The sequence below is a fragment of the Methanosarcina sp. DH2 genome, assembly GCF_020804225.1.
Taxonomy (GTDB): Archaea; Halobacteriota; Methanosarcinia; order Methanosarcinales; family Methanosarcinaceae; genus Methanosarcina.
In genome coordinates, this window is sequence record NZ_WJBI01000009.1 from 79,024 (window position 1) to 102,679 (window position 23,656).

General features: G+C 41.8%; 17 protein-coding genes. 9 read left to right on the plus strand and 8 right to left on the minus strand.

Annotated features, from left to right (window positions below):
- Positions 1-139 precede the first annotated feature (139 nt).
- A complete protein-coding gene (locus tag FXV91_RS11615) occupies positions 140-1,183 on the minus strand; it encodes a methionine synthase (RefSeq protein ID WP_229390764.1) in 1,044 nt (347 codons plus the stop codon).
- Positions 1,184-1,866: 683 nt separating this feature from the next.
- Between FXV91_RS11615 and FXV91_RS11620 the strand changes: the two genes are divergently transcribed.
- Entirely contained in the window at positions 1,867-3,636 is a 1,770-nt protein-coding gene (locus tag FXV91_RS11620; protein ID WP_229390765.1) for an asparagine synthetase B, read from the plus strand.
- A gap of 573 nt (positions 3,637-4,209) precedes the next feature.
- On the opposite strand, the gene FXV91_RS11625 is transcribed toward FXV91_RS11620, so the two are convergent.
- From FXV91_RS11625 to FXV91_RS11650, 6 genes are all read right to left on the minus strand, one after another.
- Complete coding sequence (locus tag FXV91_RS11625; RefSeq protein WP_229390766.1) at positions 4,210-4,620, minus strand: hypothetical protein; 411 nt, start codon at positions 4,618-4,620, stop codon at positions 4,210-4,212.
- Between the two features lie 333 nt (positions 4,621-4,953).
- Entirely contained in the window at positions 4,954-5,100 is a 147-nt protein-coding gene (locus FXV91_RS11630; RefSeq protein WP_229390767.1) for a hypothetical protein, read from the minus strand.
- Positions 5,097-6,806, minus strand: a complete 1,710-nt coding sequence (gene argS / locus FXV91_RS11635; RefSeq protein WP_229390768.1) for an arginine--tRNA ligase — start codon at positions 6,804-6,806, stop codon at positions 5,097-5,099. The genes FXV91_RS11630 and argS overlap by 4 nt, the downstream gene beginning before the upstream one ends.
- Positions 6,807-7,059: 253 nt before the next feature.
- On the minus strand, positions 7,060-8,307 hold the full coding sequence (gene prf1 / locus FXV91_RS11640) for a peptide chain release factor aRF-1 (protein ID WP_229390769.1): 1,248 nt from the start codon (positions 8,305-8,307) through the stop codon (positions 7,060-7,062).
- A 951-nt stretch (positions 8,308-9,258) separates the two neighbouring features.
- On the minus strand, positions 9,259-10,305 hold the full coding sequence (gene twy1, locus FXV91_RS11645) for a 4-demethylwyosine synthase TYW1 (protein ID WP_229390770.1): 1,047 nt from the start codon (positions 10,303-10,305) through the stop codon (positions 9,259-9,261).
- A 189-nt stretch (positions 10,306-10,494) separates the two neighbouring features.
- The gene (locus FXV91_RS11650) at positions 10,495-12,465 is read right to left on the minus strand and encodes a DNA-directed DNA polymerase II small subunit (RefSeq protein ID WP_229390771.1); all 1,971 of its coding nucleotides are present in this window, start codon (positions 12,463-12,465) and stop codon (positions 10,495-10,497) included.
- Positions 12,466-13,422: 957 nt separating this feature from the next.
- Between FXV91_RS11650 and FXV91_RS11655 the strand changes: the two genes are divergently transcribed.
- From FXV91_RS11655 to porB, 6 genes are all read left to right on the plus strand, one after another.
- Positions 13,423-13,980, plus strand: coding sequence for a S26 family signal peptidase (locus FXV91_RS11655; protein WP_229390772.1), 558 nt, complete (start codon positions 13,423-13,425; stop codon positions 13,978-13,980).
- 683 nt (positions 13,981-14,663) lie between these two features.
- Positions 14,664-15,635, plus strand: a complete 972-nt coding sequence (locus FXV91_RS11660; protein ID WP_229390773.1) for a tRNA-dihydrouridine synthase — start codon at positions 14,664-14,666, stop codon at positions 15,633-15,635.
- 576 nt (positions 15,636-16,211) lie between these two features.
- On the plus strand, positions 16,212-16,760 hold the full coding sequence (locus tag FXV91_RS11665) for a pyruvate ferredoxin oxidoreductase subunit gamma (RefSeq protein ID WP_229390774.1): 549 nt from the start codon (positions 16,212-16,214) through the stop codon (positions 16,758-16,760).
- Between the two features lie 41 nt (positions 16,761-16,801).
- The gene (gene porD / locus FXV91_RS11670) at positions 16,802-17,089 is read left to right on the plus strand and encodes a pyruvate synthase subunit PorD (protein ID WP_229390787.1); all 288 of its coding nucleotides are present in this window, start codon (positions 16,802-16,804) and stop codon (positions 17,087-17,089) included.
- Positions 17,090-18,298 (plus strand): pyruvate synthase subunit PorA, encoded by a 1,209-nt coding sequence (gene porA / locus FXV91_RS11675; RefSeq protein ID WP_229390775.1) that lies wholly within the window; start codon positions 17,090-17,092, stop codon positions 18,296-18,298.
- Positions 18,295-19,185: a pyruvate synthase subunit PorB gene (gene porB / locus FXV91_RS11680; protein ID WP_229390776.1), complete on the plus strand. Its 891-nt coding sequence runs from the start codon at positions 18,295-18,297 to the stop codon at positions 19,183-19,185. The genes porA and porB overlap by 4 nt, the downstream gene beginning before the upstream one ends.
- Positions 19,186-19,755: 570 nt before the next feature.
- On the opposite strand, the gene FXV91_RS11685 is transcribed toward porB, so the two are convergent.
- On the minus strand, positions 19,756-19,968 hold the full coding sequence (locus FXV91_RS11685) for a hypothetical protein (RefSeq protein ID WP_229390777.1): 213 nt from the start codon (positions 19,966-19,968) through the stop codon (positions 19,756-19,758).
- Between the two features lie 678 nt (positions 19,969-20,646).
- On the opposite strand from FXV91_RS11685, the gene FXV91_RS11690 reads away from it, so the two are divergent.
- Positions 20,647-21,555: a hypothetical protein gene (locus FXV91_RS11690; RefSeq protein WP_229390778.1), complete on the plus strand. Its 909-nt coding sequence runs from the start codon at positions 20,647-20,649 to the stop codon at positions 21,553-21,555.
- Positions 21,556-21,614: 59 nt separating this feature from the next.
- Positions 21,615-23,656 (plus strand): DUF11 domain-containing protein (locus FXV91_RS11695; RefSeq protein WP_229390779.1); only part of this gene is annotated, 2,042 nt, incomplete at its 3' end.

The window sequence follows — 23,656 nt, forward strand, 5'->3', positions numbered from 1 at the left end:
ATCATTATTGGAAAGACAATAGAATTATAAAAAAACAGATGAGAAATGCCAGGAGTTATCCTGCTCATATCCCAGGATTATTTATAAGATTATTTATGAGATTATTTCCCGAATTATTTTTCAGAGTTATTTTTCAGAGTTATTCTTGATTCTTCATTTCTGCATTAAATGCGCTGATGCCTTTTGCCGTGTTTTCAAGCAGCCTGAAAGCAAGTTCCTGGTCCGGCCAGAATGCCAGACCGCAGTCAGGACTTGCATATTTTATGCGGTCTCCGAGAATAGAAGAGGCTTTTTCCAGTCGTTTTTTTACGACATCAGGAGTTTCCATGTCAGTAACAATTTTTTGCATATACTCTTTTTCCTTCCAGGCATTGACCCCATAATTCTCGTTAACCATACCTATAAGGCTGGAAATGTCAGTCCTCGAAACTCCGAGCCTTATATAAGTGTTTGAATCCTCCAGGACGTCTTTATCCATAAGGTCTATGTAAGAGGGAGTTGCAGCGTACTCAAACCCGATAACATTAATAGGAGTCTCACAAACGAGTTTGTACTTTAAAGGAGAGTGCAGATGGATCTCCATATCGGCTCCCTGTTTTCGCGCGTAGGTCGAAGCCAGAGTGAGGGCGGAGATGATATCAGAGTCAGGAAATTGGATTCTATCGTTCATTCCGAGGCTCGGTTCATCCAGAGCAATAATCCTGATTTTGAAATTCTTTGCAGCTTTAAACGCCTGCTTTATGAAACTTTCGATATCCAGAGCCATTACATGGTATGCATCTGCAAAAGCAGTTGCTCCGAAAGCCTGAAGGTAAAGGTCCGTAGGACCGGCAATGCAAACTCTCACTCCCAGAGTTTCCCCTGTGTCTTCTCTGTACCTCTTCGCAACCTCATCAATTATTTCCAGCTCAAGGATTTTTGCATTTTCCTCTTTTACCACATAAGGCTCATAACAATTCTTTTCATCTCTAATAATATCCAGAAACTGCCCGATCATATCCCGGAACTGGGGATAAGTAGGAACGTGTATTCCAACATCGATTTTTCTCTGGAAAGTCTCCCTTACCAGGGAGAAGAGTTTTTCGTCCTCGTTCCGGTTTTCAGCTGCAGCTTTCATCCATTCCCTTGTGAGTCCTTCAGGTAAGGGGAGGCTGCCTCCGTCGATAAAAGTGATGTCCTGCATGTGTGTTATGTAAGACAGATCGAGTATTATAACTATTGGAATTACTCTGGAGAATAAATTAAGAAGAATTGACACTAAGCTTTTTTAATTAAAGAATAGATACTGAGACTTTTTAAAGTAAAACAACATAAAATATTTTACTTATTAAATATAAAAAGAAATTTAAGGCATTGAAGTTCATATAATGAAAGGAAGTTTCAGGAGCTTATGCCCTGAAAAGTTCTGAGTGGGAAAAAGATGGCAATTAAAGGGAAATAAATAAAGACTTGATTGGGGGCAAATAGCTGGATAGGACCTTAACTGGTCTAAATTAGAACATGTGTTACTTCATTAGAAACGCACGACTTTATAGAAAAATAAAAAATCCTCTTGAAATTACTTCTGAGAAATGGATCAAAAAGATTAGTTAGTGTCTGAATTGACTAAAAAAAGTTCCCCAGAAGAAGGGGTTCCAAAAACTGAGTTTTCCAGAGACTGGACCAGAAATAAGATCAAGAGCTAGATTAAAAACTAGATCCAGAAATAGATCCAGAGTTAGATCCAGAATTAGATCCAGAGCTAGATCCAGAGCTAGATCCAAACTAGAATCTCACACTTTCCAGCCTTTTCCTGATGTTGTTAAAATAATCCTTAGAATTCAACCAATTACGTTCTGCAAAATGTCCAATTTGGGGGTCTAAACTATGAGAAATGAAATAAAGTTACTGAATGAGTATTATCCCTGGAGAGAAGTAAAACTTAAGGAAGCCAGATGTTATTTAAAAGGAAACATATTTTTTGAGGATAAACTCCTGAGCGAGGAAAAACTTGCCGAGTTGATATCCCCTTTAATATTTGAAGAGAATCAGGGAAAGGAAAAAGGAACCGGAGATTTTCTCGAAAAGTTAAATGGGGAGTTTGCTCTTGTTGTCGAGACTAAAAACACTATATTTTGTGCTGTTGATAAAACAAGAAGCATTCCTTTGTTTTACATAAAAACAAAAAGCAGTTTTATTGTATCAGATAGTGCCTACTATTTAAAAGATAAAATAAATCAGCGCCTGAATGAGAAAAATGCAGCAGAGTTTATGGTTGCAGGATATGTAACAGGCAATGAAACACTCTTTGATGACATAAAGCAGGTAAGAAACGGGGAGTTTTTAATTTATCAGAAAAATGAAAAGCGTCTGAAATCCTGTTGTTACTTCAGATTTTTACATGGAGACTACTGCGAACTGCCTGAGACCGGATTAATTGAGATGCTGGACCAGACCCTTGTAAATACCTTCACAAGGCTTATAGAAAGCACCAGCAAGCAGGGAAAGAGGCTAATAGTGCCTTTAAGCGGTGGGCTTGATTCGCGCATCATTGTTGCAATGCTGAAAAGACTTGGAGTTAATGATGTTATATGCATAAGCTATGGAAAAAAAGGTAGCCGGGAATCAGATATAAGCAAACACGTAGCAGAAGCTCTTGGATATGAGTGGCTTTTTGTAGAATATACAGCGAAAAAATGGCGTGAGTGTTATAATTCAAAAGAAGCGGATTTATTCCGGATATGGGCTGGAAACCTGTCATCTCTCCCGCATATGCAGGACTTTCTGGCAGTAAAAGAATTAAAAATCCAGGGGAAAATTCCGGAAAACTCAGTATTCATTCCCGGGCACAGTGGAGATATGCTTGCAGGCAGCCATGTTCCTCTATATTGCCTCGATAATTCAGCGGATTTCAGTTCGGAAGCCTATCTGGAAGCCTCCCTGAAAAAACATTATAATCTCTGGCAGTGGCCTTATGAACAGGGGTTTGAAAGTATCTTCAAACAGAAGATAAGCAAATCAACATCAGGATTGGAAATTAAAGATAATGAAACATTTGCAAATGCAATAGAATACTTTGATTTTAATGAAAGGCAGGCAAAATTTATTATCAATTCAGTCAGGGTCTACGAGTTTTTTAGATATGAGTGGAGAATTCCATTCTGGGACACCGAATTGATTAAGTTCTTCTTAAAAGTCCCGATAAAATATAGAGTAAACCAGTTGCTCTACAAGAAACATGCCAGAGATTGTCTATTTTTAGGAGATTTGGAGATACTTAGAAAGATAGACTGTACTACTGATATCCTGAACCTCAAAACCCTGGATAAGCGTTCAAGGTATGAAAGACTCCTTTATTACAGGACATTCGTTCACAGTTACTATGATGAAAGAGTGAATCCCGTATGGGGAAGGTACTTTGAAAACCCTCTTATCTCAAGACTTTTAATTAAAGTTTCCAGATATGATAATGAAAATATTAAGGAATATCCACTGCTAAAAACGATTCTGGAATATAGAAATGAAGAAAAGTATCCAATGTCAGTAAACGGAATAAGTGCTCTGGAATATCTGGCAGGCATCAAAGGAGAAACTTATTCGCCCAGAAGCAAGAAGGTGCTGAAGCCAGTCGGTTCCCCGGCAAAAAGGCCTCTTTAATGAAACTCTGATAGAACTTGAAAAATACAGGTAAAGCAAAATCTATTATCAAGTTTGATAAAAGGTAAGCAGAGAAATTTGCTTACCCTCTTCGATCTCTCTTCTGGCCTGTATACTCTTTTTCTTTGTTTTTTCGTTTAATTCCTTTTTCATCTTCGCTGTTAGTAGACTCTTTTTCGAATAAACTATCCTTCGTTTACCAATATATACCCTCGAGTTAAAAACTGAAAATTCATTACAAGTAAAAGGTACCAGTCTTCAGCCATCCAGCTCGATTTTGCTAGAATATATTTTGGAATATTGAAGCAGTATACTTTGGAATAATATACTTGAGAATATATTCTTAATTCCTGAAGATTTTCTTAATTTCTGGCAACTCTGGAAAATTTTTGGACCGTTTTCAAAATAACGGAATGGCATACTTTACTGTTTTTTGTTCTGTTAGCTTGGGAACGGGCTTCCCCTGTATAAAACCAAAATAAAAAGAAAGGATAAATGGATCAAAAATAAGAGAAACGAAGCAGCTACCTACAGCAGGCTACTTAAAAACAAGCATCTCCTCAGTTTCCAGAATCAATACCTTTTCCTGTACTTCGCGAGGACTTCGCTATTTGCTTCAAAAGCTTTTTCTTCAATGTAACCCTTTTCCCGGGACCATTCAAAAAAGCTCTGGAGGACCTTTGCAGCTGTCCCGATGAACTTTTTACCTCCTCCTACTTCAACCACGTAGTCGTCAAGGAAGTCCTTAATTCCGATGGGACTGAGGTCTTCGGGGCCAAAAACATCAAAGTAACTTTTGTTTTCTCGTTCGGGCCCTGTGGTGTGAAGAGCCCTGTCTTCTTCTGACAGGTAGTCCTCAGCACTGAGTTCAAGGAATTCCTCGTAAAGAAGAATTACATCTTCACAATCCAGGAAGGCATCAGGCTTTAAACAGGCTTCCTGTTCGCTCAAGAATGTTCGAAAAGCTTCATTTATTGTGATCATACTTATCGCTGCAACGGTAATTTGTAGAATATTATCAGTTTGCTATAAAAAATCATATATTTTCTGGAAGAAATTAGGTACAAAATTTTGTCGTTGTTTCTATTTAATAGTGTTTCAAATAACAAACTAAAAAGCAACTTAATAACAGGAAATTACTAACAGAAATTAGTAATAAGAAATAAGCAACAGGAAACTAGTGTCGAGTCCACAGTAACGTGTCGTATAATATCGATTACAACTATTCAGAATCGTTCAATCCTTGAGGATTGACGCGACACTAGTAACAGGAAACCAGTAACCGAGAACCAGTAACCGAAAACCAATAATGGGAAATTATAAAAAGAGAGAGGATAAAAAGAAAAAGGAAAGGGGAAAGAATACTTTATCACTATTTTCCCTTTTTTCTTTTCCATTCTTTCTTTTTCCTTTTTCTCTTTCCTTTTTCTCTTTACCATTCCCGCTTTCCTTAATCTTTTTCACATTGATTCGGGGGCACCTATCCCCAGGGTATCAAGAGAGTTTGCAAGGACAATTCTTGCGCAGTCTACAAGAGCAAGCCTTGCAGCCCTGACATTCTCATCCTCGGCTGCGATAACCGGGACGAAGCGGTAGAACTGGTTGAAGGCGTCGGCGAGTTCACGGGCATATATGGCAAGAACATGAGGCTTGAGTTCGCGGGCTCCAAGGTCGATTACACTGTCAAATGTTGCCATTTTCTTGATAAGATCAATTTCACTGTCCTCGATAAGGAGAGACGGATTAATCTCTTCTGCAGGATTCCAGGCTGCTTCTTCTTTTGCTTTCTCAAGGATGCTGCAGGCACGGGCATGGGAGTACTGGATGTAAGGGGCGCCCTGCTTCTCAAAATCAAGGGCTTCTTTCCAATTGAAGACTGTGGATTTTTCGGGAGAAACCCTTACAATGTCATAACGGACTGCGCCTACTCCGACCATTTCCGCAACCTGTTTTTTAAACTCGGCTGAGGTTTCGGGGCGCCGAGTTTCAACCTGCTCAAAAGCGGCTTTAGTGACCCTATCAAAGAGGTCATCTGCACTTATGAACTGGCCGCGACGGGTACTCATAGAGCCTTCAGGCAGTGAGACGAACTCAAAAATTACGACTTCAGGTTCCTTGATCCCGATTGAGTTCAGTGTAGCCCTTAGCTGGCCGGAAATAAGCTTGTGGTCGGCTCCAAACACGTCAATTATTCGGTCTGCCTGTTCGGCTTTCCATTCGTGATAGGCGAGATCGCGGGTTGTGTAAAGGGAGGTGCCGTTTGAGCGCTGGATAACAAGGGTTTTTTCATACCCGTAATCCGAAAGGTCAACCACAAGGGCTCCTTTGTCCATCTTAGTCCTACCGGTAGCCTTGATGCGTTCGACAATATCATGCACTGCCCCGGATTTAAGGAAATGCGACTCACTGACGAATTTATCATGAACAACATTCAGACGGAGCAGAGTCTCTTTTATTCCTTCAACAGCCAGCGAAACTGCCTTATCAAAGCGTTCAATTGTCCTGACATCCCCAGTCTCCACCTTTTCCATGAGGGCATCAATTTCCTTTATATACTCGGGGGTTTTGTCCAGTTCGACATTGGCTTTGATGTATACGTCAGCAATTGCAGAGTCAGACTTCCTGAAAAGGTCAAGCTCAAAGCGCTCGCATGCCCAGGAAACTACTGCAATCTGTCTCCCCATGTCATTAACATAGTATTGGACCTCCACATCGTACCCTGCGCGCCTGAGAATGCGAGCAAGGGTATCTCCGATAATTGAGTTTCGGATATGCCCGACATGAAGAGGACCATTAGGGTTTGCCGAGGTGTGCTCAAGGAGAATCCTATCCTTTGGAGCTCCACAACCGAATTTCTCTTTTTCTCCCCGTACAGAAGTTACGGTCCTGTCCAGGTAGTGTCTGCCTGCAAAGAAGTTGATGTAAGGACCTGCAGCGCTCACTTTTCCGATATACGAGCCGTCAGGGATTTCGATTGCAGAAACGATACGGGATGCAAGCTCTTTTGGGTTTTGTTTGTGAATGCCTGCAAGCCTGAAGGCGGCTCTGCTCGCAAGGTCAGCATGGGGAGAGGTTTCGAATTGAAGTTCAGAATCTTCAACTTCAAACCCGACCTTTCTGATAGCTTCTTTTAAGATTGATGTAGCCTGCGCTTTGAGTTCCAGGAACAAGATAAATCACCTATAAATTATTTGTATAAATATCTGTAAAAAACTAAAAATCCTTAGCGTACTTTTCATGTTAATATTAAAACTGTCAAACTCTGATAATCTGTCGAATCCTGAAAGCCTGTCAAATTCTGATCTATTGATGATTGATATAGACTTTATTTACCAGCTTCTGATCCACTGATCTAAAGGACAATTTAATTAAAAAAGTATTGGGTAAAAATTACTGGATAGGGGACCTTGCCCCTGAGTAAGATCAGACTCCAGTATTGTACCTCAGGATTGCAGCTATACCTCCGAAGGCGTTCATGAGCTGGGAACCCTCATCAAAGTCGGTAGACACAAAGACTACCTTTGCATTACTCTTGTCAGCAAGCTCTGAGAATTCGTCCACAACATCCGTAACATCCGTGACGTCAAGGGAAGAGCCGCATTTAGGACAGTTCCCGGCTGTGGGAGCGGGTTCTCCAGGTTTCCATCGCCGCGTCCACTTATTTTCGTATTCGCAGACACTGCACTTCGTGGTTACCCTTTCTGCCCGCAGGTCTTCAGAGAGCAGGAGTACATCTACTGAATTGATCTCAAGATTTGCCCTGACCTGTGCTTCTCCATAGGCCACTTTGCCAGAATCAGCAATCAGTTCCTTGAAAAAGGCTCTGACAGCATTCTTCTGTCCCATGAGCTCAATGTCCTGGAGCTTGTCCCCTGCAGCATTAACAAGCTCGGAAAGCCCGGATTCGTCAGTATATGCCGTATCAAAGAGCCCAAGGATTTTCTTCAGGAGTTCGTGGTGAAGGAACTCCCCTGCATAGAACTCTTCCTTTGTCGGAGAGGGACCTCCTATCAGGACACCTTTAAGGTCTTTATGATCTACACCCATGAAGATCTCACTTGCAGCATCTCCTATCCTCTTGTAGAACTCATGAATTGCAATAAGTCTGAGCTGCTGAAAACGGTGCGCACTCTGACCGCCTTTCCTCTGCTTTCCAGGAACTGTTGAGGTCAGGTTTCGGAAAGCCTGGATTCGGTTTCCTATCAGAAGCCCTACAGTTGCTTCTCTGCGGTCAAGAACCAGAAGCCCGTAGGTGTTCTTATCCTTGAGCATATCCTCAAGAGGCTCAAGGTAAAAAGATGAGTCACAGTGGTACTTGTAGACAGTAATGGGATCTGGAGGGACAATTACCTCGCTTTCCATACTCGTCTTATTGGCCCCGATATCCACAGCCCCTGTAAAATACACTATCCCATTCTCAGGTACTTTATCCAAATATCTGAGCCTTGAGAGTAGAGACTCGATTGCTCCCTGCACATTCGTTCTCGTAAGCTTGGACTTGATGTTCGCAGCCTGTCCGTGCTCGTCTTTTAACTGGTTTGTAACATCGAAAATCTGCTTGTCAACAGGGATATAAAGGGAAATAAGCTCCGTACTCCTTCCTTTTTTATTCCTGAGGCCTTCAAGCTTCTTTTTAAATTCATATTTTTCATGTGCGGATTGTTCAGTCATTTTAAAAATTCCCCGATAATAAATTAGTGAGATTCGCGATTATCGCGGTCTGATAGTAAATTGAAATTTGAAATTCGAAATTTGAGATTTCAAATAAGTAAGCTAATTTTCAAACTAGCAAATCTAAGATCAATGGAATAGATCAATGGTGTAAGGTCAATGGACTTTATCTGTTTAACTTAATTTGCAATTACCGGATATGGTTAAGGTTTTCAATAAGAAGTTATCAAATCCGACATCATAACAAATTTAGTTATTCAGTGGATATTTGTTTAGCATATCGGTTGCATACAACGGATAACCGGAGGATTTGATAAGGAGAAATCACACAGTGAGTTCCTGTCTCACCCGAAATCCGGGTATAAAAACCGCCTGGAATGCGAAGAATCTGAGAGAAGTACACCTTTCAGAAGGCCGGCATCTCAGCAAGCCGCTAAAGTAGTTGCTAAAGCTTGCATTTATGCTGCGCAAACCTGCCAGGTTTCGCATTCTTTTGATCGCACTAGATATGAGACATAATCTTACTCAGACTGTATATGATAATTAAAGGTTTGTTTAATTTAAGATTGGATTAACCCATGACGGGATCATATCCTAATTGAAACTTAGGTTTATATTTGTTTCCATCCCCGACTTATTTTATATATTCATAAGACTATAAAAATCTTCCTGTACATGGGTCTCTACTTTAGAGTTCACCTCCGGACAGAAGAGAAGTAGAGAAAATTAGGGAAAAAGAATATGGAAAAAGCAAGCTAAAAAGGTTAGATAAAAAGGTTAGATAAAAAGGTTAAATAAAAAGGTTAAATAAAAAGGTTAAATAAAAAGGTAAAATAAAAAAGGTAAAGTAAAAAGGTAAAGTAAAAAGGTTAAATAAAAAGGTTAAATAAAAAGGTTAAATAAAAAGGTTAGATAAAAAGGTAAAGTAAAAAAAGGTTAGATAATATGCATTTAATCCAAGCAGGAAGCCTTTTTTACAGGAGATTTTTTTCCGTCCTTTGAGAGGAGAACAACCCGGCTGATTTCGGACTCATCTGCGACCTCGTACCCAAGGTGCTTTGCAAGCTCTTTTGAAAACTGAAGCACCTCTGCATGTGTCGGCATGGCAGAGCGATCCAGGCGAAGGCGTGAAAAACCAAGATGCATATAGGCTTTTATTTCCACGAAATCTGGGGAAGCTTTTTTGATTAGTTCGGCGTAACCTTCCGGACCGAACATATTTTCGCCTTTGACCAGCGTAGTTCGGATGACTGTTCTTGAGCATTTCTCTCTCATAATGTCCAGAGACTCGTTAATCCTGTCCCAGAGTGCAGGAGATTTTGGCTGGCAGACCCTGAGGTAAGTCTCGAGATCCGGAGCATCAAGGCTCATGTATAACTGGGAAGGGTTGACCTTTGCAAGCATCGAAGGAACCGTTCCGTTTGTTACCAGAAAGGTAGTAAAACCTCTCTTTTCGTATTCCGCAATGAGTTCCGGAAGGTAAGGGTAAAAGGTCGGCTCTCCAGACAGGGAGATTGCAACGTTATTGGGTTCATTGCCTTCAAGCCAGCGTTCCCTGAGTGCATTTGGAGAGCCACCGAAGCCCGTAATTAATTTGCGCTGGCAGGCAATGCTTTCCTCTACTATTTTTTCAGGAGAGTCCCATTCCCCAGGCGCAGGAACCGGTACCTCGGTCGGACGCCAGCAGAAAAGGCAGCGTTGATTGCACAGGAGAGTAGGAGTCATCTGAAGGCAGCGGTGGGACTGGACTCCATAAAACTTCGATTTGTAACAAAAACCCTCGTCATTCATAGCTTTTCTGAGCCAGAGGCAGGTCTTTACTGCTGAATGGGAGCCTGCAAGAGCATAGCCCTGTTTCTTCAGGAGAGTTGCAAAGTCAGGGATATCGAAAGGAAGAGAGGTCTGCTCTTTATCCCGGTTTTTTTCCTGGACTTCCGAAAAACTTTCCCCGAAATATTCCTTTTCTTCTTTCTCTTTCTTTTTTTCTTTAAGAGGCATTTCCCGAATATTAAATCTTTGTGGTATATATAAGGATCGGAAAATAATTTTAGAGAACTTCGCATGGTTGGAGGATTTAGAGAAAAGGAAAATTTCATGGACTATAGGACTGATCAGAAGTTTTTGAGACGAACTTGGCTGCCCTGACAGTCGCCCGAATTAACCGGATCTGAATTTTCAGGCCCGGAATTAATCAAATGCCAGGATCTTTACATCAAAATCCGCAAGATCCACAACCGGGACCCGGGCTGGCACTGGCATCAGATTCACACGTTTCTGGAACTCTGTCTGAGCCTGCCAGGTTCCGGAATTAACCAGGAGAACATTTTTGTATCGCTGGACTCCCAGAGTATGGACGTGCCCTGTATGAATGATGTCCGGGACAGGGTCAATTATAAAGTAATCTTTTTTCTCCGGGGATATGGAAACTCTGCTCCCGTAAGTTGGAGCAAGATGCCTGCGTTTAAGCATCTCAAGGACTGCGCCTGCAGGTTCCTGGTACGAGACACCGGGAACGCTTGCCACCAGATCGTCAATCGACCTGCCGTGGTAGATAAGGATCTGAACGCCATCAAGATCCACAAGAGCAGGGTTGCCCACAAAGGTGACATTCTCCGGAAAGTCCGCGCAGATCCTCTCAGGAAGGGCAGGCTGTGGTTCGGCCTGGCGTACAGCATCGTGGTTTCCAGGGCTTATGATCACATGTATGTGCTCAGGCACTTCTCTGAAGTACTCTGCTGCTTTTTTGTACTGTTCATAGATATCCAGGATGTCCAGTTCCATTTCCTGATCAGGATAAATCCCTATACCATCCACAAGGTCTCCTGCAACAACGAGATAACGGACCTGGGACGCAATCTCCCGCATGTCTTCCGAGTCAGATTCTCCTTTCAAAAAATCCAGAAATTCCAGCCAAGAATCTTCCATGAACTGGGAACTGCCCACGTGGACATCCGATATCAGCACGGCTTTTCCGTGGCTCCCTGTTCTGCGCTGAACGCTGTTCGGGACATCTGGCTGGATCACCTTTGTGGCAAGCATAAGCTTCCCATCGTTAGTAACCGAGCCTGTTACCCCTATGACTTCGTCCAGAAGAAGCCGGCAAGCAAGCTCAAAAAGTTCCTTGTCACTGTTTCGGATGAGAACTGAAAAAGAACCTGTCGGGTCTTCAAGAGAAAGGATTTTGTGTCCGTTGGTGGTGCTGCTGATATCAGAAACCATCCCTATAATCGATAGCTCCTCAGTTTCTCCGCCTGATCCGCGGCGAAAACTCTTCCTTTTCAAACTCTCTATAGGGCGTGCATTTATTCTGTTCCTGATGATTTCAGAGAGCCTGCTGTACCTGTCCCTGAAATACTGAACAAACTGCATATACTCCCCTACACAGGTCGAATGCCCGGTAATGTCAGAAAAAACGGTAACCGGGTTGCGGCCTGGAATATACCTGACTCCTTCGTCCCTGGAATTTAAAGGAAAAGCATTCCCCTGGTTTGAAAAAAGAGAATCTGTACTGGATACACGGTTAGAAGAAGGAACAGAAGGAGAGCCTGGATGTCCGAAAAAAGCGGAGGGGGGCTTTTCTGCACTTCTTGAAGAAGAGGAATAAACCGGATTGGAAACAGAGCCAGGAACGGGATCAGCGACAGAACCAGCAACAGAGCCAGCAATAGAACCAGTAATAGAAGCAGGAACAGTATTAGTAATAGAATTAGCAATGGAATCAGGAGCAAAATCTTTAGAAGAAAGGATATTCGGTTCAATCTTCGTATTGGATCCCGATATTTCAAACGCTGAAGCCGCGTCCGATTCAACTCTTGAGATTAATCCTGATCCTTTAAGTGCATCCAGAGAAGGATCAAAAGCTTTCACCATGTAAGGGTCTGAAGGTTCTAAGGCAGGAGAGGAAGTTTTACCTGAAGCTATCTGGGAACCTGTCCCGGGAGATGTTCCAGAAACCATCCCGAAAACCGTTTTAGAAGCTTCAAAACCCTTCAGGTCAACATGTTCGGATTCAATAACGAAAACACAGTCATCAACAGTTGAAAGGATATATTTTAGAAGGCTTTCAGGAGAGTTACTTGATTTGATTAGTTCTACTGCTTGCGGGCTTATCTGATACCCTTCTTCTGTAACTGCCCGTACAATATCGATTTCATTCATAATTCCGACCTGACTTTCTCGACCTGACCTTATGACTGCCAGGGTCTGTTGAATCTTATTTGACCCGAATCAATTAGCCTGAGATCAAAAAGATTTAAGGCAAAAACCCGCTTAAAATATAAAAACTAAACACATACAAAACTGCTTTGATGCTAACAAAATAATATCATACAGTTTTAGTAAGGTTTTTTGTTTCGAAATCGATTGAGAACTGATGAATATTCTCATGATTACCAGTTAACTATCAGTAGATTACTGACAATACCCTAATATAGGCATTGATAACACTCTGATAATTATAGACTATACATCATAAGATTACTTATTGACAATTTTAGAGTTCATGCATCAATATTCATTTAAACTTTATAATTAACTTTTAAAACCTTTCCCTTAAATGCCTGTAGCACTGTTATATTAATCGCAGTGTGATGCCCTCATAGTGGTTCGTATTTTTCCGGCAATTAAAAAGTTAATTTTGAAAAGTTAATTTAAAAGTGTCTACTATCCTTGATATTACATATTGTTTGCGTGAGAATAATCTATCGACAGGACTGATAATTTTATATCTGAATTAACAGCTTATCTTTGTTATTTCCGGATCATGCCAGCAATTAGGCTTCTAAACAACTCATTCGACTAGACAATTTACTTGACTAAACAATTTGTTCGAATTCTATAGAATTTCAGACTATTTTTTAAATAGTTGCTCATATAAATATCATAGCCCGATGATAAATTGTAAATTAATATAGGATAAAGACAAATCGTATAGGTAAGTATACTGAAAAGAATTTTACAGTAAAACAAAGAGTCCAGTACACTTAAAAATGAGATAGCGGGATTTATACAAAAATATAAATTGCATAGCTGATGAAGTGCTGGCACAGACAATACAGACCGAATGAAATATAAAACAGTACCGGAAGAATAAGATAAAGAGAATAAAGGCTTACTATGAGCAAAACTAATACACAAAACAGTGCCCAGGAGGAGGAAAGCTTCCTGGTTTCCCTTGGAAAGGATTTGCTGTCGGTTGCGGCTGTCCTGATAGCCTTTATGGTTCTTTCCAAACTGGCGTTCGGCCTCTGGACACCTATGGTCGCAGTGGAGTCCGGAAGTATGGAACCTCATATGCAGGTAGGAGATATTATCTTCATCAAAAATATCGATCGAGTTGATCTTGTTACCAATGAAGAAGGAAAAGGTTCAGGCTATGTGACCTTTGGCGACTACGGGGACGTGATTCTTTATCGACCCTATGGGCAGGAAAGCATAACTCCTATAATACATAGAGCGATGTACAGGGTTGAAGCCGGAGAGCCAATGTGGGAAAACGGCCCTGCTGCCCCTTACTCGGGATACATTACCAAAGGAGATAACCCCGTGACCAACAGGCACTATGACCAGGAAGGACAGATAAGCTACTATGTGCCTGTCAAAGATGAATGGGTAATAGGAGTTGCAAGATACAGGATTCCTTATCTTGGACACATAAGGCTGCTCTTTTCATGAGACTGTTGAGCATATCCATGAGATCGTTGAGCATATAACAATCAGTAACTGTCAGGAAATAATATCTTCAAATTGTATGACTAAGGGACATATTCTCTTTAAGTTGTATAACCGTTTGACCTATATTCAACTTTAATTAACTACCGTACTCTGCATCAAGATCCTGAACCGGATTTTTAATGCCTGTTCAGTTATCTTACTTTTAATTTATTTTTATTCAAATCGTTGTAATTCATTCTTTCAGTTGAATTTGTTTCTCTTTTCTTCGCTTTCATATAGTGTCTTCAAATATTCACCTTCTAATAATCACCCAAAACTTTACTTTACTAATAGTTACCTGAAATTCATCTTTTAGCAGTCATTCTCCTCAGCAGTCATTCCTCTAAGCAATTATCCCTCTAAGCAGTCATTCTATTCTTTTCCAGATATTTCTGTGAAATCTTTTTGAACTCCAACAAATCAGGATAGACCATAAATACCAGAGTAGACCGTAATGCAGGTTGCAGGTGAATCTAAATTGAAGACGAACCTGGAGAACAGAAGCAAATTAAATACGTGAAGGTAAGAGATCAGAAATAGAAAGTGAATAACGCGAAGAATTAAAAAACGGCTAAAAGTTATAAATACAACTAAAAACTATAAAAACGGCTAAAGGTCATAAAACGGTTAAAATAGTAAGAAATATGAGACTTAAAAAACTGAAAATTGGCAGGACAGAACTTCCTGGAAACCTTCTCCTTGCACCTATGGCAGATGTAACAAATCTGGCTTTCAGGCTTCTTTGCAGACGGTACGGAGCTGACCTGACATATACCGAGATGATCAATGCAGATGCCCTGCTAAATGAGAACAGGAAATCTTTCATTAAAGGGCTGAGTTCACCAGACGATAGGCCCTTCGGGGTTCAGCTTGTAGGAAGTTGCCCTGAGAAACTCAGGGAGGCTGCGCTTTTTGTTGAAGAAGAATTCAAGCCTGAGGTTATAGACGTTAACGTAGGCTGTCCCTCACGATGCATCATAGGGGCTGGCTGTGGTTCAGCTCTCCTCAATTCTCCGGAACTTGTCCATACAATAATCTCGGAACTGACAGGCACCCTGAAAACCCCGGTAAGCGCAAAGATCCGCCTCCTTGGAAGAGAGGAAAAAACTCTTGAAATTGCCCGCCGGATAGAAGAAGCGGGGGCGTCAGCTTTGACCGTGCACGGTAGGACGGCAGCGCAGATGTATTCAGGCAACTCGGACCTTATGAGTATAAAGGCTGTCAAAAATGAGCTTTCGATCCCTGTCATTGCAAATGGGGACATAAGAAACGAGGAATCGGCAGAAAGGACGCTGGAACTGACAGGCTGCGACGGGCTGATGATAGGACGCGCGGCGATGGGAAACCCTTTCATTTTCAAAAGGATCAGGCACTATCTGGAAACCGGTGAAAAGCTTGAAGTAGATAAGCAGTCCAGGCAACTGGAGGATTTTGACGCTTATGTATCTCTCCTTGAGGAACACAACCTGATCTCATCCATAAACCTCAGGATGCACGCCCACTGGTTTACCAAAGGGTTGCGCGGCTCGCGGCAGGTTAGGGAAAAACTTAATGGTTTGAAGGATGGAAAGGCCATAACTGAACTGATAAGGAGTTCCTGCCAGGAACAATATTAAGATCTCCTGAATTTTTAAAAGTGGGCTTTGTTTACATCAACATTAATAAAAAACGTCATCAATAGACAGGTTAACCTGAAAATAATAATTATAAGACATCTAAAAAATAATTTTGAATTATAAGTATTTATAAACGATTTCTCGACTTTCACCGAAAAACTAATAATAATCTACACTATTATCCATGAACTATCAGGCACCAAACGGTGTGAACATATAATTGAAAATATATTATACTCGGGATAACCATGATCCATCAATTATGAATACGTTCAGGTTAACAATCTTGCCGTTCAAAATATTGAATTGCTAAAAATCCGCCTTTGACATTCAGAGGTGCCTGAAGAAAAAGCCAGATCGAACCGTACAGGGGTCAGGTGCGGGGTCCTTAATCTGGCGAGAATAAATATAGGATTAACATCAGGTTAACTCAATCAACAGCAGTGTGCCGACAACTAATTATAAGTATGCCATACAGACTGCCGAGAACAGCGAAAGTATTAGAAAAACAATAAAAAACGTAGAAAAACGTAAAAAAGCAATAAATAAAAACCGCATTTAAGAAGGAGAATCCAGATGAAGGAAATCAGAATACACGGTCGAGGAGGCCAGGGTTCTGTTACTGCAGCTGAAATGCTTTCCATTGCAGCTTTTGAAGACGGAAAGTTCAGCCAGGCCTTCCCCGCTTTTGGGGTAGAGCGTAGAGGCGCTCCTGTGCAGGCATTCACCAGAATCAATGACAATCCAATCAGGCTCCGAAGTCAAATTTACACCCCGGATTATGTTATTGTCCAGGATGCCACACTGCTTGAAACGGTTAATGTTGCAAGCGGGATAAAAGATGATGGAGTCATCATAATTAACACCACAGAAAAGCCGGAGAGCCTGAAGCTTGACACAAAAGCCAGGGTCATGACCGTGGACGCTACAAAGGTGGCAATGGACGTTATGGGCATCCCCATCGTTAACACTGTCCTCCTTGGAGCTTTTGCGGGCGCAACCGGAGAGATTAATGTGGAATCCATCCAGAAAGCCATCAGGGCTCGCTTTGCCGGAAAGGTTGGAGAAAAGAATGCACAGGCAATTCAGAAAGCCTATCAACTTATCAGGGGAGAAGAAGAATGAGCTCTGAAACCGAACAGGACCGCAAGATTCGTCCGGAAGTCCTGAAAACCGATCAGGAAAAAGATGGCTTAAACATCACACGCTGCAATATTTGTAAGCCCGGCTCAACCCTTAAGAACAAGACCGGAGGCTGGAGAAACTTCCGTCCTGTGTATATATATGAAAAATGTACCAAGTGCGGAATCTGTGAGATTGTGTGCCCTGACATGTCTGTCAAGCCCAGAGAAGATGGCTTTTTTGAGTATGATTATGATTATTGCAAAGGTTGCGGCATCTGTGCAAACGAATGTCCTGCAGATGCAATTGAAATGATTCTGGAGGAGAAATAAATGATTAACCCGGCTCATAAGGGGAAAATGGTGGTAGTGGAAGGCTCCTATGCTGTAGCCCATTCAGCAAAAATATGCCGTCCAAACGTCATCTCAGCATACCCGATTACTCCTCAGACCCATATTGTTGAAGACCTGTCTCAGTTTATAGCAGATGGAGAAATCCCCAACTGTGAGTACATTAACGTGGAGTCAGAGTTCTCGGCAATCTCTGCCCTGGTAGGAGCATCCGCAGTAGGTGCAAGAACCTATTCAGCTACTACTTCACAGGGGCTTTTGCTCATGCATGAGGTGCTTTTTAACGCTTCAGGAATGAGACTCCCGATTATAATGACAGTGGCAAATAGAGCTGTTGGCGCGCCAATTAATATATGGAACGACCATCAGGACTCAATTGCTCAAAGAGATACAGGCTGGATTCAACTCTATGTAGAAGATGTTCAGGAAGCATCTGACACCCTACCTCAGCTCTACAAGGTTGCAGAAGACAATGAAATCATGATGCCAGGTATGGTCTGCATGGATGGTTTCATCCTGTCTCACGTTTATGAGCCTGTTGTCCTGCTTGAGCAGGAACTGACCGACAGCTTCCTCCCTGCATTCCAGCCAGAAAATGTTCTTGACCCTGAAGACCCAAAGACTTTCGGAGCCTTTGCAGCCCCGGATACCTATGAAGAGTTTAGATACCTGCAGGAGCAGGCAATGCAGAAAGCTCTTCCGAAGATCGAAGCCGCGGCAAAGGAGTTCGAGGAAGTCTTCGGCAGGTTCCATGGAGGACTTGTTGACGGGTACAAACTCGATGACGCTGAAATTATAGTCATGTCTATGGGTTCAATTCTTGGGACTATTAAGGATGTTGTTGACCAGTACAGGGCAAGAGGAGAAAAAATCGGCGTCTTAAAGGTCAGGTCCTTCAGGCCCTTCCCTGTGGAGCAGGTCCGTGAGGCTATCAAAAATGCCCATGCAGTTGTCGTGCTTGACAAGAACATTTCCATAGGTACAAATGAAGGAGCTCTCTTTACCGAAACGAAGTCCTGTCTCTACAATAGTAAGATCCGTGTACCTGTAATGGGCTATACTGTGGGGCACGGAGGCCGTGACATCCGCGCGGAAAGCATTGCTAAGGTTATTGAAGAAACCAAGAAAGCTGCAAAATCCGGAATATCGGTTGAAAGCCAGTTCCTGGACCTCAGGGAGGAGTTGCTATGAGTAAACCCGCACCGAAAACATATATTACCTCCGGGCACAGCGGCTGTGCAGGCTGTTGTGATGCCTTTGCTGCAAAGTTCACACTCATGGGCGCAGGCCCCAACTGTATTGTAGTCAACCCTACAGGCTGCCTTGAAGTGATGTCCACTCCTTTCCCGCTGTCCTCATGGCAGGTCCCCTGGATCCACTCCCTCTTTGAAAACGCAGGCGCAGTGGCATCAGGTGTGGAAGCAGCCTTAAAAGCCCTTGGAAAGAAAGATGACATTAAGGTTGTAGCAATCGGAGGCGACGGTTCTACTATGGATATAGGAATCAGGTCCCTCTCAGGAGCTTTTGAGCGCGGCCATGATTTTACCTATGTGTGTATGGACAACGAAGCCTATATGAACACGGGAATCCAGCGCAGCAGCGGAACTCCTTTCGATGCCAGCACCACAACGACTCCCCCTGGAAAATTCTCTTTCGGGAACCAGCGTCCAAAAAAGAATATGGTTGCGATTATGGCAGCCCATGGGTCTCCATACGTGGCTACAACGTCAATCGGCTACCCGAGAGATATGATGCGCAAGGTGAAGAAAGGCACCGAAATTGTGGGCCCTACTTATATCCACGCCCATGCCCCCTGTACCACAGGCTGGGGTTTTGATACCTCCAAGACCCTGGAAGTTGCCAAACTTGCAGTAGAGACATGTCTCTGGCCCATGTATGAAATGGAAAACGGAGAAATCACGCAGGTTAGAAAGGTCAAGGATCCGAGACCTGTAGAGGATTACCTGAGAGTTCAGAAACGCTTCAAACACCTCTTCACAATGGAAGGCGGCGAAGAAGAAATAAAGAAAATCCAGGCTACCGCAGACTGGAACATAAAACATTTCGGACTTCAGTAAAAAACTGAAGTTCTACTTTTTAATTTTCTTTAATTTTCCTTTTCAAGTTTTTTATCTCTTCTATTTTTAGCTCGCATGATATTATTTCGTGATGTCACTGTTTTTAGATTTAATCTTCTTGAAGGTTCCAAATCTTAGGAAATAACGTGATCTAATTAACGTGAGTTCATCTTTTTTGATGCACCCATTTCTTCACAAGTTGGCTACTGTTTAAATTTGATAAACTTATGAAACAAAAGTCAGAAGCCAGCTGCGACAAGATCACTGGTGTGACGGTAACACTCGGAGGCTCCAAGGTCAACCTTCATGCGGATAATCTGCCCGCAGCACTTTTACTACTTAGGCATTAAGTATTCTCTAAGTAGCCTGCAGGGCTTTAAGCCAGCAACACCATCGACTATACTTTCGTGGCGTCTTTCAATGGCAATGTTATCCTTACGAGCGAAGACAGTATTGAGAGCGAAGACAGTATTGACCTTGTACCAAAGAAATAAACAGCCCATGTAAAGCATGAAAGCAGACTCAGGCCCTACCTGAGCCTCTTTTCTTTTATAAAAATCAACTAAAAACTCATGGAGGTCTGATCAGCCATAAGTAATTTTCGTATAGATGGTCTTTGAACTCCTGGGTAAGAAAGGTCAGGTATCCGGGGTCGTCCGGGGCCGTGAGGGATACCTTAGAACCCGGAAGCGCTTCAACCACCTCTTCGCCAGGGAAAAAGGCGAAAGAAATAAGAAAGACGCGGGAATCAGGAGATTCGGAAATCTTTGCGTATTGGAACATGAAATATGCAAACTTTATTAAAAAATAGGATTTTGATCTTTAATTTTTCTTTTATTTTTTTATTGGGTTTTGCAGGTCTTTTAGATTTTTATGTTTTCAGCATACTATTTCCAGATAATACTTTTTTGATCATATCTCTTTTATATCTCTTATTTTATCCCATTGGGATATTTGAAGAGTTAATATCATTTTTTGGAATTCATGTATTTTTATGCGCAGAATGCTGTTGAACTGTAATAAAATTTTAATGTTTTAGTCTGGAAATTTCATTTAAAAAAATATTTATTTTCTCCTCCATAGACAATGTGAATTAAATTAAGAGCATTTAAGACAAAAAAAAATACACATAATAAAAAAATGATTTTTTGAAAAACATTAATAAGCTTTAGAAATCAAAAATAAGGGTTTTTGAGCATTAAATAACAGGCTAAATTCCTTCAAATACTTCCGATTCTAAGATATATATCACTGAGAATCTAATAGTAATATTGTCAGGAGTATTGTACCAGTAAATGCAATAAGTCTGGCAATTAAAGACTCAATGGGAAGGGAAAAAAGAGTAAAAATTTAGAATTTGTTTATCTCAGGCTTTACGGTTTAAAAAAGCCGAGTTTCCAAATTCATTTACTATCAGTATTATTTATAAAATATATTCAATGGGGAGTGGGGGATTAAAGATTGGTATTTGTCCAGCTTAGGTTACCTTTTCGACAAATGCTAATTTTTTTGATTTCACTTCTGAAATATGGATTCAAATTTTTGGGGAGGAAATTTGGAAGTGAAAAAATGAGAAAGAATAATACAGACCTTGTGGAGAAGACATTAAAACTGCTGGATAGGATTCCAAAAATATTCAATATCACACCAAGGAATACATTGAAGAACAGACAGCACAGGATCGGACAGCCTCTAAAGCGTCAGATATTCTCACTTATGTTTTCATTAATGATTTGCATGTCTACTGCAGCTCCGTTTGTGCCAGTAGCAGCAGCTTCTGGAGGCTCATATACATTGAAATGGTCCGCTGCAGACCCTAAAGCGGGCAAAGCTCCATATTTGCCTACCTATGAGAAGCTAACGCCAGCCCAGCTAGCCTGTCCAGGAAATGATGGGAGATATCCAGATCCGCTTAAGGATGCTGTGGCTTATGGACCTACTAACAGTTCTTCTGATTTTGATGCTGTGGCTTCACTGGCACCAGAGTATATGGCTCTCGGACAGATTGTGCCTTTCGAGGTAGAGATTAATGTCGACGGCAGCATAAGTCCAGAGAACGGTACCATTAATTTCACCGCTGAATGGTTAACAAAAACAACAACAGGTGATGATTTCGGCTACGACCCAGCATACATGGTGTACTGTGCTTTCGTTGATACCGCAGATGCCGGAACCTATGATCCTGGAGAGAATGCGAAAGTAGATTCTTTCACTTCCACACTTGTTAATCCAGGTACATCAAACGAAGCTATACAGGGCACATTTACCGTTTCGGGTCTCGATGATGGCGATAACGTGATCGTTGAGTATGGGTTGTACTCAAAGATCAGATCCCCGAAAGGGCCACAGGTAACGTTCAGACAAGCTTAGTCAGCGCACAAACTGCAACTAACGATACAATACGGACCGGTCAACAGACAATTCCTCTTTTGAGAGTACAGGAATTTTTCTCAGCAGATGCCGATGTCTCAGTTACAAAGACCGACAGCCCTGACCCTGTAACCCAGGGAGATCAGCTTACTTATAGCCTTATAGTTACAAACAATGGTCCTGCCGTTGCAAATAATGTTGTGGTCACAGATACTCTCGATGCCAATACAAACTTTGTTTCAGCTTCAGGTGCTCCTTACACAATTAGTGGAAATACTATAACCTTCACTGTTGGTTCTTTGAGCCCAGGTGAATCGATGACTCTCACTATTGTCACTACGGTCTCCGATACAGCCCCAACTGAGAACGACATATCTACAAACCCGGAGGCAGGTTCTGCAACTCCACCTACTATACCGTATGACCTGCTTAATTTCGTCTCAGTGACTGCTATCACCGATGATCCCACTCCTGCTAACAATACCTACTACCAGCCGACGAATGTTTTGTCGGCATTCTTGCCTAATCCGTCTTACACTATTGATAAAATAGTGACAGACGTTGCAGGAAACGGACCAACAGGAAATGTGACAAAAGCTGGAGATGTGATCAGCTACCAGATTAATGTAACAAACACTGGAAATGTTGATCTGACTAACGTAAATGTTACAGATCCTCTGCTCGGAAATCTTACAGGTCCAGTTGAGTCTCTGAATAACGATAATATTCTTGAAGTTGGAGAAACCTGGACGTACACTGGAACTTACACGGTAACTCAGCAGGACATAAACAGTAACGGTAATGGAGATGGAGACATCGACAACACAGCWACGGTTGATTCGGAAGAGTTACCTCCACAGGAAGACAGTGAAGAGGTGCCAATTCAGCAGAACGCTTCTTACACTATYGATAAAATAGTGACAGATGTTGCAGGAAACGGACCRACAGGAAATGTGACAAAAGCTGSAGATGTGATCAGCTACCAGATTAATGTAACAAACACTGGAAATGTTGATCTGACCAATGTAAGCGTTACAGATCCTCTGCTCGGAAATCTTACAGGTCCAGTTGAGTCTATAAATTCAAATGAGATTCTTGAAGTTGGAGAAACCTGGACATACACTGGAACTTACACGGTAACTCAGCAGGACATAAACAGTAATGGTGGTGGTGATGGAGACATCGACAACACAGCTACGGTTGATTCGGAAGAGTTACCTCCACAGGAAGACAGTGAAGAGGTGCCAATTCAGCAGAACGCTTCTTACACTATYGATAAAATAGTGACAGATGTTGCAGGAAACGGACCAACAGGAAATGTGACAAAAGCTGGAGATGTGATCAGCTACCAGATTAACGTAACAAACACTGGAAATGTTGATCTGACTAATTTAAGCGTTACAGATACTCTGATTGGAAATCTTACAGGTCCAGTTGAATCTATAAATTCAAATGAGATTCTTGAAGTTGGAGAAACCTGGACGTACACTGGAACTTACACGGTAACTCAGCAGGACATAAACAGTAAYGGTRATGGAGATGGAGACATCGACAACACAGCWACGGTTGATTCGGAAGAGTTACCTCCACAGGAAGACAGTGAAGAGGTGCCAATTCAGCAGAACGCTTCTTACACTATTGATAAAATAGTGACAGATGTTGCAGGAAATGGACCAACAGGAAATGTGACAAAAGCTGGAGATGTGATCAGCTACCAGATTAATGTAACAAACACTGGAAATGTTGATCTGACTAATGTAAGCGTTACAGATACTCTGATTGGAAATCTTACAGGTCCAACAGGAGATAATGAACCACTAAACATTCTCAATGTTGGAGAAACCTGGACATACACTGGAACTTACACGGTAACTCAGCAGGACATAAACAGTAACGGTAATGGAGATGGAGACATCGACAACACAGCTACGGTTGATTCGGAAGAGTTACCTCCACAGGAAGACAGTGAAGAGGTGCCAATTCAGCAGAACGCTTCTTACACTATTGATAAAATAGTGACAGATGTTGCAGGAAACGGACCAACAGGAAATGTGACAAAAGCTGGAGATGTGATCAGCTACCAGATTAATGTAACAAACAC